The 18285-nt window shown below is 37.0% G+C and carries 17 protein-coding genes; 12 read left to right on the plus strand and 5 right to left on the minus strand.

Features of this window, described 5'->3' with window-relative positions; all coding sequences use genetic code 11:
• Positions 1-153 precede the first annotated feature (153 nt).
• The 8 genes from ACFHWD_RS17070 (at position 154) to ACFHWD_RS17105 (ending at position 8627) form a co-directional block, all read left to right on the plus strand.
• Positions 154-1716, plus strand: a complete 1563-nt coding sequence (locus ACFHWD_RS17070) for a sigma-54 interaction domain-containing protein (protein ID WP_378062786.1) — start codon at positions 154-156, stop codon at positions 1714-1716.
• Positions 1717-1904: 188 nt separating this feature from the next.
• A complete protein-coding gene (locus tag ACFHWD_RS17075; RefSeq protein WP_150356603.1) occupies positions 1905-3278 on the plus strand; it encodes an acyclic terpene utilization AtuA family protein in 1374 nt (457 codons plus the stop codon).
• Entirely contained in the window at positions 3279-3599 is a 321-nt protein-coding gene (locus ACFHWD_RS17080) for a hypothetical protein (RefSeq protein ID WP_150356602.1), read from the plus strand.
• A gap of 63 nt (positions 3600-3662) precedes the next feature.
• Complete coding sequence (locus ACFHWD_RS17085) at positions 3663-4925, plus strand: hydroxymethylglutaryl-CoA reductase, degradative (RefSeq protein WP_378062787.1); 1263 nt, start codon at positions 3663-3665, stop codon at positions 4923-4925.
• A gap of 126 nt (positions 4926-5051) precedes the next feature.
• Positions 5052-5465: a hypothetical protein gene (locus ACFHWD_RS17090; RefSeq protein ID WP_150356600.1), complete on the plus strand. Its 414-nt coding sequence runs from the start codon at positions 5052-5054 to the stop codon at positions 5463-5465.
• A gap of 20 nt (positions 5466-5485) precedes the next feature.
• Positions 5486-6853 carry a tripartite tricarboxylate transporter permease gene (locus ACFHWD_RS17095; RefSeq protein ID WP_150356599.1) on the plus strand — a complete coding sequence of 456 codons (1368 nt, stop codon included), beginning with the start codon at positions 5486-5488 and terminating at the stop codon, positions 6851-6853.
• A gap of 116 nt (positions 6854-6969) precedes the next feature.
• The gene (locus ACFHWD_RS17100; protein ID WP_229980791.1) at positions 6970-8325 is read left to right on the plus strand and encodes an acyclic terpene utilization AtuA family protein; all 1356 of its coding nucleotides are present in this window, start codon (positions 6970-6972) and stop codon (positions 8323-8325) included.
• 2 nt (positions 8326-8327) lie between these two features.
• A complete protein-coding gene (locus ACFHWD_RS17105) occupies positions 8328-8627 on the plus strand; it encodes a hypothetical protein (protein WP_378062788.1) in 300 nt (99 codons plus the stop codon).
• Between the two features lie 121 nt (positions 8628-8748).
• On the opposite strand, the gene bioB is transcribed toward ACFHWD_RS17105, so the two are convergent.
• From bioB to ACFHWD_RS17120, 3 genes are all read right to left on the minus strand, one after another.
• Positions 8749-9735, minus strand: coding sequence for a biotin synthase BioB (gene bioB, locus ACFHWD_RS17110; protein WP_229980796.1), 987 nt, complete (start codon positions 9733-9735; stop codon positions 8749-8751).
• Between the two features lie 244 nt (positions 9736-9979).
• Positions 9980-11644 carry a sigma-E factor regulatory protein RseB domain-containing protein gene (locus tag ACFHWD_RS17115; RefSeq protein WP_229980798.1) on the minus strand — a complete coding sequence of 555 codons (1665 nt, stop codon included), beginning with the start codon at positions 11642-11644 and terminating at the stop codon, positions 9980-9982.
• A 19-nt stretch (positions 11645-11663) separates the two neighbouring features.
• Positions 11664-12191: an RNA polymerase sigma factor gene (locus ACFHWD_RS17120; RefSeq protein WP_229980800.1), complete on the minus strand. Its 528-nt coding sequence runs from the start codon at positions 12189-12191 to the stop codon at positions 11664-11666.
• A gap of 170 nt (positions 12192-12361) precedes the next feature.
• Here ACFHWD_RS17120 and ACFHWD_RS17125 point away from each other — a divergent pair, with 170 nt between their 5' ends.
• From ACFHWD_RS17125 to ACFHWD_RS17135, 3 genes are all read left to right on the plus strand, one after another.
• Complete coding sequence (locus ACFHWD_RS17125) at positions 12362-13024, plus strand: LysM domain-containing protein (protein ID WP_229980802.1); 663 nt, start codon at positions 12362-12364, stop codon at positions 13022-13024.
• Positions 13025-13108: 84 nt separating this feature from the next.
• Entirely contained in the window at positions 13109-13594 is a 486-nt protein-coding gene (locus ACFHWD_RS17130; protein ID WP_378062789.1) for an ECF transporter S component, read from the plus strand.
• Positions 13585-14325 carry an AIR synthase related protein gene (locus ACFHWD_RS17135; RefSeq protein ID WP_378062790.1) on the plus strand — a complete coding sequence of 247 codons (741 nt, stop codon included), beginning with the start codon at positions 13585-13587 and terminating at the stop codon, positions 14323-14325. Before ACFHWD_RS17130 ends, ACFHWD_RS17135 begins: the two co-directional genes overlap by 10 nt.
• Positions 14326-14365: 40 nt before the next feature.
• Here the strand turns inward: ACFHWD_RS17135 and cls are convergent, their stop codons facing one another.
• Both cls and ACFHWD_RS17145 read right to left on the minus strand, forming a co-directional pair.
• Positions 14366-15889, minus strand: coding sequence for a cardiolipin synthase (gene cls, locus ACFHWD_RS17140; protein ID WP_229980805.1), 1524 nt, complete (start codon positions 15887-15889; stop codon positions 14366-14368).
• A 100-nt stretch (positions 15890-15989) separates the two neighbouring features.
• Entirely contained in the window at positions 15990-16376 is a 387-nt protein-coding gene (locus ACFHWD_RS17145; RefSeq protein ID WP_378062791.1) for a hypothetical protein, read from the minus strand.
• A 197-nt stretch (positions 16377-16573) separates the two neighbouring features.
• Between ACFHWD_RS17145 and ACFHWD_RS17150 the strand changes: the two genes are divergently transcribed.
• Positions 16574-18283 carry an ABC transporter ATP-binding protein gene (locus ACFHWD_RS17150; protein ID WP_378062796.1) on the plus strand — a complete coding sequence of 570 codons (1710 nt, stop codon included), beginning with the start codon at positions 16574-16576 and terminating at the stop codon, positions 18281-18283.
• Positions 18284-18285 lie beyond the last annotated feature (2 nt).

Here is an 18285-nt window from a genome sequence, read left to right on the forward strand (position 1 = left end):
TGCTAAATTTAGGTGAATTTTTATAGAGTTAGTTTTGAAATATGATTTGGGACAAATTAGTATTTGAAGATAGTACTGTTGGCGGGATATACTATTATCAGGAGATATGTTTATTACGATAGTGAATTATTATTTTGTTGAAAGGGGATAAAAATGAGGATAAAGGATATTATGGTGCCCTGGAATGGGAAAAAGCGCATAAAAGATGGTATAAATAAAAATTGTTGTATATACAGCGTAAATGTTGCTCATGCCTTATGGGATAATTCAGCTTATGAAGTAATAGATGATGCTGACAATAAGGTGGGAGAAATAGACAGGGATTTGTTCAGATATCTTATCAACAGCACAAATACCAGTATGATAAGTAATATTGTAGATAAATTTCAAGAGGGAGTTATTGCAATTGATGCAGAAGGAAGAATTTTTTATATAAATGATGCCTATACGAAAATCCTTGGAGTTCCAATAAGTAAAATTATAGGAAAACAGATGCGGAAGGTAGAGCCAGGAGCGGAGATATTGAATGTACTTAGGACAAAAATACCTATTATTAAAGATAAGCAGTATATAAAGACATTGGATAAATATGTTTCAGTGCACATATATCCTATTGAACAGGATGGAGAACTGAAAGCGGTTGTGTCGATTTTTACAGATGCAACTGAAATTGTAAAATTGGGAAGAAAAGTAGAGGAGGCAAATAAAGCTGTTTTGCGCTTTAAAGAGCAGATTGAAGCGCAAAATAAATTGTTGAAACTAGAGATTATTGGAGAAAGCTCAAATTTTTTAAAAACCGTTTCACAGGCATTGATTGTGGCGAAGACAGAAGCGTCTGTATTGATAGAAGGCGAAAATGGAACTGGAAAGGAATTGATTGCGAAGCTCATACATTCAAATAGTGAGAGAAAATCTCAACCAATGATAATTGTAAACTGTGCAGCTGTTCCTGAAAGTTTAATCGAAAGTGAACTTTTTGGCTACGAGGAGGGCTCCTTTACAGGTGCAAAATCTGGAGGAAAGATGGGAAAATTTGAGCTGGCCAATGGTGGAACTCTGTTTCTAGATGAAATAGGTGACATGCCCATGGCAATGCAGGCAAAGCTTTTGAGGGTACTGCAGGAGGGAGAGATAGAGAAAATTGGAAGACAGAAAAATGTGCCTGTAAATGTCAGGTTGATTGCTGCAACAAACCAGCCCCTTGAAAGAATGGTAAGGGAGAAAAAATTCAGGAGAGATCTTTACTATAGGTTGAATATTGTGGAGATTAAAGTGCCTCCGCTGAGAGAACGGGGTGAAGATGTGGGATTGCTGGCAAATCATTTTCTGCAAAAGTACAACAAGAAGTATGGAAAGCAGGTATTTTTTTCTCAAAGGGTACACTCGTTTTTCTATTCCTACAGCTGGCCGGGCAATGTTCGTGAAATGTGCAACTGTATTGAATATGCCGTGATTATGTGTCTGGATGATTGCTTTGATGTTGTTTATCTTCCTCCCCACATCAAAGAATCCATTGGGGAAATTACAGAAGAGAGAAATAGATCTGAATACACCCATGGTACTTTAAAGGAAGCGGTAAAGAGTTTTGAAAAAAAGATGATTACAGATGTTCTTTCAGAAAGTAATGGCAATAGAAGTAAAGCCATGCGGCTGTTGGGACTCAGCCGCAGAACTTTTTATCGTAAATTAAAGGAATACAAAATTATCAGTGTCTAAAAGTAAACATGTAGGGCTAAAAGTAAACACTGATTTTTATACAAACTGTGGCAAGATTGTCACTGATATTTAAAAAGGTTTTCACATTGAAAGTGAAAACCTTTAAACTACCTCATTTCTACTATAATAAAAATATTGGCATAATGCTTGCTCATTGAATATGGTACGAAGCAGAAGGAGGTATCAGAATGGATAAGAAAAAAATACGTATCGGTGGTGGACAGGGATTTTGGGGTGATAGCAATGATGCTGCCATACATATGGTCAAGAGAGGTAATCTTGATTATATGGGGTGTGATTATCTTGCAGAGCTAACTCTTTCCATTATGCAAAGACAGAAGAACAAAAATCCGGAAGCAGGGTATGCAAGGGATTTTGTGAATCTGATAGGGGAAATTGGAAGAGAGAGCTTTGAAAAAAACGTCAGAATCATATCCAATGCTGGCGGAATGAATATTCTTGGCTGTGTAAAAAAAATTGAAGAAATTGCAAAAGAACAGAAGATGTCAGGTTATAAGATTGGGTATGTGCTGGGAGATGATCTTAAATCACAAATACCTGAATTGCTTGCCCAGGGTGTTGAGTTTAAAAATATGGACAATGGAGGGGACTTCCGCGATATTGTGGACAAAATTTTAAATGTAAATGTATATCATGGTCATGAACCCATTGTAGGGTGCCTGGAGCAGGGGGCTGACATAGTAGTTACAGGAAGGGCTGCGGATTCGGCTCTATTTCTCTCGCCGCTCATGTATGAATTTGGCTGGGCTGAGGATGATTATGACAACCTTGCGAGAGGCATAATGGTTGGGCATTTACTTGAGTGTGGAGGGCAGGGTTCCGGGGGTAACTATGATTATGACTGGCGTGGAGTCCCGAGGATGGATGAACTGGGATTTCCTATTGCAGAAATTACAGAGGATAAACTTCATATAACAAAAGCACCTGACTGCGGTGGTATTGTTTGTGAACAGTCCTGTAAAGAACAGTTTTTGTATGAGGTGCATGATCCTGCCAATTACATTACTCCGGATGTTACAGTTGACATCAGCCAAGCCACTCTTACTCAGGATGGTGACAACAGAGTTGAAGTCGCAGGAATAAAAGGCAAAAAACGTCCTGACCAGTTAAAGTTGTGTGTTGGATATCATGCAGGCTATAAAGTGGAGACCTATTTGAGCTTTGCTTGGCCGGATGCCTATGAAAAAGCAAAATATGCAGCAGAAATACTGATGAAGAAGATGAAACGCAAAAATTTAAAATCAGAGGAAATAAGAATAGATTATCTAGGACTCAATGCGCTTCATTTAAATGTTGCAAACATGGATCCTGAACTGGTTAAAAATATGAATGAAGTGGTTTTAAGAATTGCCATACGCACTTTGGATAAATCGGAGGCCTATAAAATAATTCCTGAAATTTCTCCACTGCAGCTAAATGGCCCTCCAGGAGCAAGCTTTTTTGGAGGAAGAGCTAAAGTTAGGGAAGTTATAGGCCTATGGCCTACACTTGTCCCAAGAGATGTAGTGAAATTGACGTCAAATATTTTGGAGGTGAAGTAAATGGCTCAGGTATATTTGAAGGAGCTGGCTCATGGAAGATCTGGGGATAAAGGTGATACAAGCAATGTATGTGTATTTGCCCGTGATCCCAAAGACTATGAGTTTTTGAAAAGGGTCCTGACGGTAGAAAAGGTAAAAGAACATTTTGGGGATATGGTAAAAGGAGAAATTGTAAGGTATGATGTGGATACTCTAAAGGGATTTAATTTTGTGATGAAACATGCACTGGGTGGAGGGGCAACTCTTTCCATAAGGTTGGACTCTCTTGGGAAATCAATGGGTTCTGCCTTTATGAGGATGAAGATTGATACAGAGGAGTAATCTGTAAGCAGACGGCTGATAAAAGATAAGTAAATTATCATTGGATTTGAAAGGATGGGGAAAATGAAAACAAGCAGTTATTCGGGGTTTTACAAACTTTCACCAGAGGAAAGGCTTAAGGAAGTAAGTGAATTTACGGGAATTTCAGAAGAGGAGCAAAAGATTATAAGAGAGCCAGGTGCACTTGATATAGATAAAGCAGATCATATGATTGAAAATGTAATTGGCACTTTTCAGCTTCCCATGGGAGTTGCCCTTAATTTTATCATAAACGGTAAGGACTATGTTATACCTATGGTAATTGAAGAACCTTCTGTGGTTGCTGCTGCCAGTAATGCAGCTAAGATGGCCAGGGAGACTGGAGGCTTTTTTGCAAGCAATACAGGCTCCATTATGATTGCCCAGATTCAGGTTATTGATGTGGCGGATCCAAATTATGCGAAAATGAAGATTTACGAGAATAAGGATAAAATAATTGAAATCTGTGATTCCAAGGATCCTGTCTTGGTTAAATTCGGAGGCGGTGTTCGGGATATTGAAGTCAGGGTTATTCAATCCAGCGTAGGGGAAATGCTTGTTGTTCACCTTGAAGTCAACACCCTGGATGCCATGGGTGCAAATGCCGTCAATACAATGGCCGAAACTGTTGCACCTTTTATTGAAAAAATTACAGGAGGCAAGGTATATTTGAGAATTTTGTCTAACCTGGCGGTACACAGACTTGTTCGTTCGAGGGTGACAATTAAAAAAGAGACTTTAGGTGGAGAAGAAGTTGTTGACAAGATAATAACCGCATATGCCTTTGCTGCAGCAGATCCGTATAGGGCAGCTACCCATAACAAGGGGATTATGAATGGAATTATCCCTGTGGTAACAGCTACTGGTAATGATACAAGGGCAATAGAGTCAGGTGCCCATGCTTATGCCTCACGTTCAGGAAGGTATACATCCCTTACAACTTGGGAGAAGAATGAAAATGGAGATCTTGTGGGCACAATTGAAATCCCCATGGCAGTTGGTCTTGTAGGAGGTGCTACGAAAATTCACCCTACAGCCAAAGTTGCAGTGAAGATGCTGGGTGTCAAAAATGCTGTAGAGCTTGGAGAAATCATTGCTTCAGTGGGATTGGCACAGAATCTTGCAGCTATCAAGGCTTTGGCTACAGAGGGTATCCAAAGAGGGCATATGTCTCTTCATGCCAGAAATATAGCTTCTGTCGCAGGTGCAAAAGGTGAAATTCTTGAAAAGATTGTAAAGAAGATGGTTGAAGAAAAGAACGTAAGACTGGAATATGCCCGGGAGCTTATGAAGAAATATTCTAAGTAAAAATATCACTTGATATAATTTGTCTCTAGCATTTAAGCTCTTAGCATTAGCTATCTTGTATAAGTAAATGAATATTTACTTATACAAGAAAATAACATTATCAATTTAATTATGGAGGTTAATTTTATGGAAAAGAAAATTTATGCAGATATATGGGGCGATACAGTAAATGTTAGACATCTCTTTTTTGCAATTATTATTGGCATAGCTATTAGTTTACCATGTTTTATCTTAAGCCTGAGTTTTATTCAAGTACATTTTCCGCAAACGCCATTGAAACTGTGTAAAGCTTATGCACTGTTGATTGGTATGTTATCTTCTCTACTAAGTGCATTTATATCGGCTAAATTATTTAAGCCAAAACGTATCCTTCAGGAAAAAAATTTTTCTGAAGAAGACCGGAATTTGGTGTTAAAAGAGCTCGACATAGATCTGGATAAAGAAAGAGAAGAGTTGAAGACAGTAGAAGATGAGGTTATAGAAGAAATGAAAAGCCTCCAGTTGTATGAACTATTTGCTGGAGAAAAAGAAAATAAATGAAGAAAAGGAGATGATAAACTATGAATGCATTGCTTTTGCACAATGTACTATGGGGTGTTGGAAGTGCACTTCTTGGCAGCGTGATCTTCTCATTTATAGGACTTATATCTGGAACTGATGAAACTGCCACAGTTGCGCCAATAACGCTGTTGATCATTTTACTTGGATTTCCGCCTGTAGGTATATTTTCATTTTTTATCGGTGGAGCCGTTTCCAAACATATGACTCATGCCATTCCAACAGCTTTAATGGGTGTGCCTGGAGATACCATGGCCGTTCCGCTTCTGGAATATGCAAATGTTTTAAGGCGATTGGGAGTTCCCCATGTTGCCCTCCGCAAGATGATTTCCGGGGCAATTATTGGAGCGATTATTGCACTGCCTATTTCAGTTGGATTTGCCACATTACTTGCTCCATTTTCCCATATAGTAGAAGTTTGGGCACCTGTTATTTTTACAATTGCGGCAATTATAATAGCTTATACATCTAAAGGTAAATGGGCCAGTGTATTTGTGCTTATACCTTTTGCCGTATTTCTACAGGGTGTTATTAAATTGGCCAGTGCCGGTCATCAAAGTATTTCCATAGGAATCTTTCTCGGGATTGCCATCGGACCCATGTTTGCCGATATAATTACTCTTTTATCACCAGTGACCCATGGTTCAATTCTTAAAAGTTCACCAAGAGAATTCTGGCTGGCTCCTGAACTCAAGACATGGAAGGGTTATTTCCCTAATCCACTTAAAATACTAACACGTAGACAAGCTGCATATACCTGTGCGGGAGCCGGCATTTCTGCTCTTACTTTTACATTCAGTCCTGTAGGCATGACAGTAATGATTGGAGAAGTAGTGGCATCTAAAGTAAAGAGTTTATACCAGCGTCTGACAACCTGTCTGAGTGTGATGAATGCTGTAACTGAAGCAACTTATGTAGCTGAGACATTGATCCCACTAATAGCTTTTGGAATACCGCTTAGCCCGGTAGGACTTGGACCGGCAGGTCCACTGTTCAATGCCCCTCCTGTGTTTTCAAGTCAGCCTGTTCACAATTTGCATAATCTGTTGACACCGGGACAATTTGCATTATATGGACTGGTAGGAATTATAACAGCTTACATCATAGCTTATCCATTATCTATGAATTATGCCAGAACGGCAAGTGCATGGGTTTTAAGAAATGTCAGTCAGGAAGCTATAATCTGCATGTTTGTAGGATTGATAACGGTTTTATCTTTTTATGAAGCTGGTCTTGTAGGAGTCGGAATTTCAATTACAATCGGTATCTTTGGAGGTATATTAAACAGGTTCTTCGGTGTACATACCGGAGTGCAGTACATGACTTATTATGCATCCAGCTGGATGGTGCTTAAACTTTTCGGAATTTAATAAAGAAATTCTTAGGCTATGGAGTTTGCCTAAAAAAATTTCTTATGGAGAAGACTGCTCAGGGTAAAATTTGAAGCAGTCTTTTTAAAAAATTGTCTCGCGGAGGTTATTGTGATATGAAAAAAATAAGAATAGGTTCAGGTGCAGGATTTGCGGGAGATAGAATAGAACCTGCCCTGGAAATTATGGAAAATGGAAATATAGATTATATTGTATTTGAATGTCTGGCGGAGAGGACCATAGCAATTAACCAGCAGCAGAAGTTGCTTGACGGGGATAAAGGGTATAATGAGTTTCTTGAGTGCCGTATGAGGAAAATACTGCCTTTATGTGTTGAAAAGGGAGTAAAGGTAATAACAAACATGGGCTCTGCAAATCCTGCAGCTGCAATTAGAGTCATAAAAGAAATTGCATGGGATATGGGAATAAGGGGAATGAAGGTAGCAGCAGTGCTGGGAGATGATATTTTGGATCGGGTGGACAAGTATATGAATTGTGAAATACTTGAAAATAGTAAAAAATTGAGCTCTATAAAATCACAGATAATTTCAGCAAATGTATATACGGGAGTAGAGGGTATAATAGAAGCTTTAAATAATGGAGCACATATTGTAGTAACTGGAAGAACGGCGGATCCTTCATTGACTTTGGCACCGTTGATGTTTGAGTTCGGTTGGAGCAAAAGTGATTATGAAATACTTGGTAAAGGTATCTTAGTAGGGCATCTTTTAGAATGTGCAGGTCAGATAACAGGAGGTTATTTTGCAGATCCTGGATACAAGGATGTACCAAAGCTGTGGAATTTGGGATTTCCAATAGCAGAAGTAACTGAAAATGGTGATATAATCATAACAAAGCTTGAGAATTCAGGGGGAATGGTTACTGAACATACCTGCAAAGAACAGATTGTGTATGAGATTCACGATCCATCAAATTATTTTACACCGGATGTAATAGCAGATTTTTCAGAAGTAACTGTGAAAGAAATTGAAAAAAATAAAGTTTTAGTAAAAGGTGCAAGTGGAAAAGAGAAAACCGGTTTATTCAAGGTGAGTATAGGTTATAAAGATTGCTATATAGGAGAAGGTGAAATAAGCTATGGGGGATCAGGAGCCTATGGCAGAGCCAGATTGGCTGGAGAAATAGTAAAAAAGAGGCTTGAATATATAAATTTGCCTGTAAAAGAATTGAAAATTGATTTTATAGGAGTAAACTCTCTTTATGGGAATCATTTAAGCAGTATATTAAATGATAATAAAGCGGATTTTAAGGAAGTAAGGCTCAGAGTGGCAGCAAGAACATTGAATAGAGAAGATGCGGAAACGATAGGAAATGAAGTTGAGGCCCTATATACCAATGGACCCTCAGGAGGAGGGGGAGCAAGAAAGTATACAAGGGATGTAGTGTCAATTGCATCTATATTTGTACCTGACAAAGATATAATCACGAAAGTGATCTATGAGGAGGTATAGAAATGAAATTAAGGGATATTGCACATTCACGGACGGGAGACAAGGGAAATATTTCAAATATATCACTTATAGCCTATAGGGATGATGATTATGAACTGATTAAAAAAATTGTCACTGCCGAAAGAGTAAAAAATTGGTTTAGGGATACAGTAAAAGGAGAAGTTATAAGATATGAACTGCCCAAAATCTGTGCCCTTAATTTTGTCATGTATGATGCTCTTGGCGGAGGGGTTACAAGGTCACTGTCCCTGGATACTCATGGAAAGTGCTTGAGTTCGGTTTTACTGGACATGGATATATGATTTAGATGAGGTAAGCTAAAAATGAGAAGTGAAAAGTTAAAAGTAAATGAGGATTTTTAGTAAATACTGAAAATCTAGTAAGACTATTAATTTTTAACTCTTCACTTTTCCGTTAGCTGCATCAATATGTTAAATTCAGGTCATTGAGCATTTGAAAATCCTTGTTTACCTCCTGCCCGCTTGTAGTCAGATAGTCACCTATCAGCATGCCGTTTATGCCGGCAATAAATCCAAGAGGTTGGAGACTCTTGAGATTTTTTTCTCTTCCTCCTGCAAATCTTAAATTTTTATCAGGGAATATAAATCTCATTATGGCAAAAGTTTTTATTATTTCCAGCGGAGGAAGGGGCCTTGCATTTTCGAGCCTTGTGCCTTTAACTGGGTTCAATACGTTTAAAGGCACTGCATCCACATTCAGTTCCTTTAGCAGGAATGCGTGCTCAATGCGCTGTTCTATGGTTTCTCCGAGGCCTATGATCATTCCTGAGCACACTTCCATGCCGGCCTTTTTTGCATAGCGTATTGTATCAATTCTCTCGCCGTATCCATGAGTTGAAACAATTTTAGGAAAAAAGCTTCTTGCTGTCTCAAGGTTGTGGTTGTAGCGTTCAACGCCTGCATCTGCCAGCTGCTGTGCTGCATCCATGGTGAGAGTTCCAAGACAGGCGCACAGCTTTAAATTGGTATTTGCTTTCATCCTTCTAAAGGCGTTTAATATGATCTTAAAATTCTTTTCTTTTCCGGTATATCCCAGGCCGCTTGTACATATATCGCAGTGCCTGGCACCTGCCTTCTCACGTTTTATTGCGGTTTCAACAATTTTATCCTCATCTATAAGTGGGTAACATTTTGCATTTGTATGGTGATGGGCGGATTGGGCACAAAATGCGCAGTCCTCAGGACAGCTGCCTGATTTTGCATTTATCACAGAGCACAGATCCACGTCACTTCCGTTGAATTTTTCCCTTATTTTATTGGCAAAGCTGCACAGCAAAAATATATCACTTTCTTTGGATTTCCCCAGAGCTTCAGCTTCTTTCCTGGTGATATTTCCTCCATTTAAGATCCTCTGACCTATTTCCAGTATTTCATTCCATAATTCATCCATAAAGATATCTCCTTATACAGTTTATTGTGAACTCAATTTTATATAAAGGTTAACAATATAATTATAGCAATACACAAAAAATATATCAAGATATTTTGAATATTAAATTTGGCAAAGGTATAGACATAGGTTGGATGGACACACTAATAACTAATTGCTCATAGTATTAACTTTGCCGTCACTAAGTTTTTTGTTAAAATAAAAAGTGTAAATCCTGGTGAATGACATCAGGATTTACGCAAATTTAAGTTGGATCATATCCCACTACAGTCCATATTCCAGTACTGTCCTGTCTTATAAGTTTCTTTAGATATACTTTTCTTATAGGGGTATTTTTCCCACCAACCTCTACTACTGCATCTATCCCAGTGTTTTTTAGTACGTTTAATTCTTCATATTTAATGGGATAATCACCCTGAATGCCTTCAGGTGAAATCTTAAGGCTTACAAAAACCTGGGATGTGAAAACAGGATCTAATTTCCATGGAGAATGTCCTCTATCAGCATTTTTTTGTTCTGCCTGTTCTATTTTTAAATCTACGGGAACTTTTACTTCAGGTTTAGCTAAATTCCCTCTTTTTGATGAAGGTAAGTCCACTATGCCGTTGGTAAGGCCTTTTATGAATAATTTCAATTCTTCTAAAGACGAATTCCCAACTACGGCATATTCAAAGCCATTAAGCTGCCACCTAACCGAATTTATATCTGTTGAACCTGCGTATGAGTCTATACCCTGTAGAATGCCCACTTCATTTTGTACTGGTGACTGAATTTCTGCTGCACTGTTGTTTATCCTTCCAATAACTGCAGTGGATACTGGCTTGAATTCACTTGAGGATTTCTTCTGCAGAATTTCAACTTTATTTTTATTGTCCATTGAAATATAAAGTATCTTAACAACTTTGGAATCGCTGGCTACTGTTATATTATCCTGGGTAAATGATGCAGGTATATTTTTAGGAACTTTAGGTGTAAAACCTGTAATTTTTTTGGCATCCTCCAGGCTTCCTACAATTTGCTGTGAATTTGTATCTATTTCTTTGAAGCCTTCTGGTAAAGTATAGGATAAAAGTTTTTTAGGAATACTATTTGTAAAACCGATACTTGTATAATACATTTTGTATTGAATGGAATTTTCCATGGAAGTCTGTTTTTGAAGCGGCATTTTAGTATCCTTATCCACCCATATTTTATATGGGCTTCCTCCTTGAGGGGTTACTTCCATTATAGTGGCAGATCTTCCAGAAATGGTGCCATCACCTATTATTTTAGTCTTGAGTGCGTTTTTCACATCATCTATTTCTTTTCCTATTTCAAATGTAAAGCTGTAGGAATCGGGAAAAGCAGAAAATATATTCACTTCCTTTTGTTCAGGCTGTATCTGCCATTTGTTCTGGCCGTTATTTACAGTAATCAAATTTTTTTGCGGGCCATCCAGTCCTTTAACGTAATATCTTCCTTCCCTGTCAGCCCATACTTCCATTTTTGACTGCATGATGGATTTTCCAGCTCCATTGATTTCTACGATCTCAAGGAATCCATGATATGCTTTTACCTCTTCGAAAGCTTTTTCCATTGCATAGGTCATATTGTTCCTGCCAAAAGGCAGTGTAAGATTCAAAATGATTATTAATGAAACAGCTGCAGCAGAAGCTATTGTCAGAAGCCACTTTTTCCTTTTTTTCCTTGAATTCTTTATATATAAAAGCCTATTACCTGCAGCTTCAGCCAATTTTTCCCCATATTCATCTTCTGGAAGACTTGGTTCCTTTAAACTGCGTACCAACCTTACGGTTTTAAAAAGTTCTTCCATTTCAGGTGCTTCAGTCATATTTTCGTGTTCTCTAGGTTTTTTTTCTTTATTTAAACTGTCAATATAATCTGACAACTTTTTTTCGTTTTCATTCATGGATACACACCTCCAATACTCAATGTTTTTCCTTTATAATTTTGTTAAGGGCTTGTAATGACCTGTATTGCATGACTCTGATAGTGCTTTCTTTTTTATTCATCAGTCTGGCAGTGTCAGCTACCGAGCATCCTTTTAATATCCTGAGTTCAATGACAGTACGTTGATCTTTATTTAAAATTTTTAATGCATTTTGTATAATTTCACGCTGTGCTATATTTTCTGTGTAATCTTCTATTGCTGTCATTTCCGGATTTATATCGTCAAAATTGACTGTTTTGCCTTGACGTTTGCTTTTACGCCACCTATCTCTCAATATATTTAATGAAACGGTTTTTAAAAAGCCCATGGATTTATCTATCCTCACATTGCTTTTTTTCATATATAAAATAGCCTTACAGTAGGTTTCCTGGGTAATATCTTCAGCTTCTTCGCGATTCTGAACTTTAAAATATATAAAACGGTATAATGATTTCCAGGTATCCGCACACATTTTTTCAATATATGATATGTCCTCTGCTTTAATGTTCTTTTCACCCTCCTTCATAAGATGAAGTCCCCCTCTCATGGTTACATGTTTACAATAATAATGACGTTAGAAAGGATATAAAAGTTACATTTTGTTATTTTATTTCATAGTATATATGGGAAGGGGTCTTCTGGATAAATTGAAACAGGGAAGTCCCCTAATTAATTGTAAAGGAAAAATTTTTTATAATGTATAATTATTATAGGCAGTGTTCTGCAAATCATTATCCTTATACTATACAGCCGGGTGATACTTTATACAATATTTCACAGAGATTGGAAGTGAGCCTTGAGAGGATACTTGCGGCGAATCCGGGAATAAATCCGTACTACCTGCGGGTAGGTCAGATTATATGTATACCAGCTTGTTTGCCAAACTATACTCCAAGAATAATTCGCCCTGGGGATACTCTATATAAAATTGCCCGGGAATACAATGTAAGTGTAGAAAGCATTTTAGATGCGAATCCAGGTGTTGATCCAAATTATCTGCGGGTAGGCCAGCGTCTATGCATACCGTCGGGAAATGGAGGATCCCCAAATTGCGGGGAAACTGTAACAGCAATGCAGGAAGATATTGATATGCTGATACCTGAAAGCAGTGTCCAGCAAACCCATGAATCAAATTATGGGGATTCCACTCAGACAACTTCTGTGATTATGGTGAACAGTGGTCAAATACGTTTTGATGCGGTACCTGTAAATATTTCTGGTGACTATGTGGGGCATTATACGGAAGGTAAAAATTATCCTTATTATGCTGATGCGGCTTCAGGAGGTCAGAGAGGCATAAATGTAAAGGATAATTTTGGAGTATGGCATTCTTTTGGGTATAGAGTACCTGTAACTTAATATGAAATTGATGCATTGGCCAATTAAAACCAGTGCATTTTTTCCCTAATTCACTTATAATGGAAGAAAGGGGATGATAAGATTATGAAAACAAAAAAATTGGTTGTACTGGCACTTTTTATAGCATTGAGTTTTATAGGTGCCAATATAAAAATTGCTGGAAGTATAGCTTTTGATTCTACTGCAGGATTTCTGGGCACATTGATTATGGGGCCTTTGTATGGAGCGGTAATAGGTGCAATCGGGCATCTATTGACGGCAGCTGTCAGCGGCTTTCCGCTTAGCCTGCCAATACATATCATAGTCATGGTAGATATGGCACTTACCATGTTTTTATTCGGAATAGTATATAAAATTTTTTCCAGATCCAAAGAAATAATGGCAATAATATTATCGGGGGTAGTTGGAATTTTGATTAACGGCCCGTTATCCGTATTTATGCTCATACCTATAATGGGAAAAGCTGTTCTGGCCATGCTTCCGCTGTTAATACTGGCGGCTGCACTGAATATTTTAATAGCACATGTCATATATAAATTTTTACCGGGAAGTATAAAACGATGGAAATAAAGAAGATAAGGGATTTGAGCTTGATAAAATTGGATGAAATTAGGACTATGGTCATAGCCTGTGACAGCTGCGGGGGTATTGGAATTAAAAAGGGAGATGTATTTAAAGTACCACCTTTTTATGTGGGAAGGTATACTGCCAGAGTAGTTCTGCTGGAAGTGATCTGTTCAGGGGCACAAGTCGTCACCATTACAAATACTATTTGCAATGAGATGGATAATACGGGAGTGGAGATAATTAAAGGGATAAAAGAAGAGATAAAATATGCAGGATTTAGAGATGTGATCTTGACAGGCAGCACAGAAGAAAATTTTACTACTATTTCTACAGGTCTTGGGGTAACTGCAGTGGGTTTGGCGGCTTCTGAGGATTTAAAAGTAAATAATGTAAAGGGGGAAGCGTTGATAATATGCATAGGTATGCCGAAAGTGGGAGATGAGGTAAATTTAAATGGTGATAGGGAAATAATCAATTATGAAACGGTGTATAGGTTATTGCAGAATGATTTTGTATATGAAATGGTTCCAGTAGGATCCAGGGGAATAGCCTATGAGGCTGAGCAGCTTGCATTGTACAATAATTTAAAGTACCATATGAAAAAAGACTGTGGTGTAGATGTTAAAAAGTCAGGAGGACCGGAGACTTCAGTGATTGCGGCAGTGGACAGTAAAGGTGCAGAAGATATATTGAAGAATATACAGGAAACGCATATCGTAGGATATTTGTTTTAGGGGTCAGACCCCCTTACAAAAAATGTAAGGGGGTCTGACCCTACGCTAATGGAGCAAACATTCTGAGAATGGATTCTAATATCTTTTTTAAAAAGCATCTTTTTTCCCAGACTTCCTTTTCTATTTTTTTGCATTGACCCATGGTATTTATGAAATCATTGTAAATATCATCTATTATTGAAACATCATACATGTACACGGCACATTCAAAATGTAGATATAAGCTCCTATAATCCATATTTATGGTTCCCACTACGGCACATTCTCCATCAGAGACAAGGGTCTTCCCATGAATGAATCCTGGTGTGTATTCATATATCTTCACTCCTGAATCAAGGAGTTTGTCATAATGGGATCTTGTAAGAACTTGTATGGTTTTTTTGTCAGGTATGGAGGGGGTTATTATTCTCACATCAACCCCTCTTTTTGCGGCCAGAGAAAGCGCCAGTATCATTTCATAACCTATTACAAGATAAGGGGTCGTGATATAGATATAATTTTTAGCACTGTCTATGATGCTCAAATATACATCCTGTGCCACATCGTTGCTTTCTTCCGGGCTGCTGTTATAGGGTGCTACAATACCCGTATATCCATTGAATTTACTTTCAAACTTGTATTTTTGAAAATCCTCTCTCTTTTTTGTTATTGACTGCCACATTCTTAAAAACATGGATGTAAAACTGTAAACTGCATCTCCTTTAAGACACACTCCCATATCCTTCCAGTAACCGTATTTTTTATACAGATTTATATATTCGTCTCCTATGTTCATTCCTCCGGTAAAAGCAACTTTTCCATCAATTACTGCCATTTTTCTATGATCTCTGTAGTTTAACATGACATTCAATAGCATTTTTATAGGGTTGAATATCTTGTATTTTATATTATATTTTTTCAGGGAGTTTTCAAAATCCTTTGGAAGAACGAACATTGATCCTATATAATCCACCAGAATCCTGACCTCTACTCCATTTTGTGCTTTTTGTTTTAGTATTTCGAAGATTTCATCCCACATTTTTCCTCTGGAGATTATAAAGTATTCAAGAAATATAAATTTATCGGCTTTTTTTAATTCTTCCAGTAATTTTTTGTACATGCTTTTTCCCGAAGGAAAATAAATTGCTTTTGTATTGAAATAGACTCCATATCCGCTTATATTTTTGATCAGCCTTGTCTGATTGTATCGGGTTTTATTATTTACTTTCAACTGTGAAAGCATGGTTTTATCTTCTTCGGGAAATATCTTTTCATCCAGCTCTACTTTATTCATTTTATTGAAATTGCGTTTGATTCCAATTCTGGATAGAATATATATAATAACTCCTACTACTGGAATCAGTAATATCAAAGCAATCCAGCTGATTTTATAAGATGTGTTTTTATCCTTATAATTCAAATGAATTACAGAAATAGCACTTACAATTTCGAAAAATATAAAATAGTATATAAAAAATATGTTGAATATATTGTATATAAGTACTATAGCTATAAATTGAAATATGAGCCAGAATATAAAAACTATAAATTTAAAAATTGAAACGAATATTTTTCTCTCACCCAATTACAGCACCTGCTCTTGTCATATTTTAGTTTATTCTAAGTAGGAAGTGTTTACTATAAAAGTATTTCTATTTTACATATAAATTATTTTCACTAATGGTTTATGATTTTCCCTTAAAAATAGTTCCGCAGTTTCTGCAGGTTATAGTTATTCTGCCCTTATGCTTTGGAACTCTCATTTTTTGGGAACAATTTGGACATTTGAATATTTTATAGTATCTATTACTACCTATTGTGGTTTTATATGTTTTGATCCGTCTGATCAGGGGAGAAATAAAATTTTCGTAGGCCTGAAGTTCTTTATGTCTTCTGTATTTGTTTCTTGAAAGACATCGCCATGTAGAATATATTATACATACAAAACCGAAAGTGGCACTGCGCCTGAACAGGGAAAATATAAACCCAGCTATGTAAAGATGAGTTGAGAGTTTATCAATGCCATAGCTGTTTCTAAAATAATAGGAAATCTTATTTAAATATTTATTCAAATTTATCACTCCTGTAAACTAAGCTTTATATAGCTATTATATCAGTGTTATATGGTATAGTAATATTATAATAACATAATTTATGATTTGATTTATAATAATTTTGTGTATATGTTTTTAATTTTAATGTCAACTGGCGAGAAACCGCCCGTATCTTTGATTAAATAAATTCTTAGGGGTGTATATACTTGAAATTTATGAAAAAATATATAGATAAGTATTGGAAAGGATTTTCCCTCGCGATAGTATGCCTTACGGTAGAGGCGTTATGCGATCTTATGCAGCCTACAATAATGTCTGATATAGTGGATATAGGTGTAGCATATAGAGATGCGGATTATATAATCAGAAACGGTCTGATAATGCTTGGAATTACTGCCATTGGAGCCTTGGGAGCTTCAGGACGCAATATATTGTCTGGAACTGTGTCGCAGAATTTTAGTGCAGATCTGAGGGAGGATTTATTTAAAAAAGTTCAGGGATTCTCTTTTGAGAGCATTGACAAATTTGAGAGAAGCTCTCTTATAACACGGCTTACAAATGATGTAACTCAGATCCAGAACTTTGTGAATGGACTTATGAGAATAGCTGTGAAGGCACCTATTCTATGTGTGGGAAGCATAATTATGGCATCCAGACTGAATTTGCGTCTTTCGGTGGTAATTTTTGCTGCAATATCTATTGTAGCAGTGTTGATATTTTTAAATGTGAATATTGGGTATCCGTATTTTATAAAAGTCCAGCAGGCCTTAGACAAGGTAAACTCAGTAATGAGGGAATACCTGTCTGGAGTAAGAGTTGTAAAGGCATTTAACAGATCAGATTATGAAAATAAAAGATTTAAAGGTTTCAATGAAGAGCTCGGGACATTATCAACCAGGGCAATGAGGGTTGTATCCATATTTTCCCCGGGCATAAATTTGGTAATAAATTTGGGAATAGTATCTGTGCTCTGGATTGGGGGAATATACGTGAACAGAGGCACCATGAAGGTGGGGCAGATAATTGCATTTACAAATTATATGACACAGATATTGTATTCAATTATGATCATATCTGCAGTTTTTAATACATTTGTGAGATTTAAAGCCTCTGCCAGCAGGATCTCTAAGGTGTTTGAAGAAAGAAGCAGCTTTAGCTCCAACAATTCTATTTTAAATATTGATAAAGCGGGTAAAATAGAATTTGAAAATGTAGGTTTTGCTTATGCCAATGGCCACCGGATTATTGAAAATATAAGTTTTACCTGTATTCCAGGAGAGACCCTGGGAATTATAGGAGCCACAGGATCAGGTAAGAGCACTTTGGTAAGCCTAATTCCCAGATTCTATGACGTTACTTCTGGAATTATAAAAATTGGTGGAGTGGATATAAAAAATATAGATGAAAAGATATTGAGGAATAAAATAGCTCTTGTGCCGCAAGAGACTGTATTGTTTACAGGAAGTGTGCTTGAGAATATAAGATGGGGAAAAGAAGATGCTTCTTTAGAAGAGGTTAGGGAAGCTGCTCAAGCTGCGGAAGTGGATGAATTTATTTCAAAATTTCCAGAAAAATATGATACAAAGCTTGGACAGGGAGGAGTAAATTTTTCAGGAGGACAAAAACAGAGGGTCTCTATAGCCAGGGCACTTATAAAAAAGCCTGAGGTGCTCATACTTGATGATTGTACTAGTGCGGTAGATGCATCTACGGAAGTAAAAATTAGAAAAAAATTAAAAAAATATTCGGATAACCTTACCTGTATAATAATTGCGCAAAAAATATCTTCTGTTATGTCTGCAGATAAAATAATTGTTTTGGACAGTGGAAAACTGGTAGGTATTGGGAGGCATGAGGAACTTATAAAGAACTGTCAGGTATATAAAGATATATTTTTGTCCCAGGTTGGAAGGGAGAAGTTGTGATA

Origin of the sequence: Clostridium sp. MT-14 (assembly GCF_042436595.1) — a bacterium.
Taxonomy (GTDB): Bacteria; Bacillota; Clostridia; order Clostridiales; family Clostridiaceae; genus Clostridium_B; species Clostridium_B aromativorans.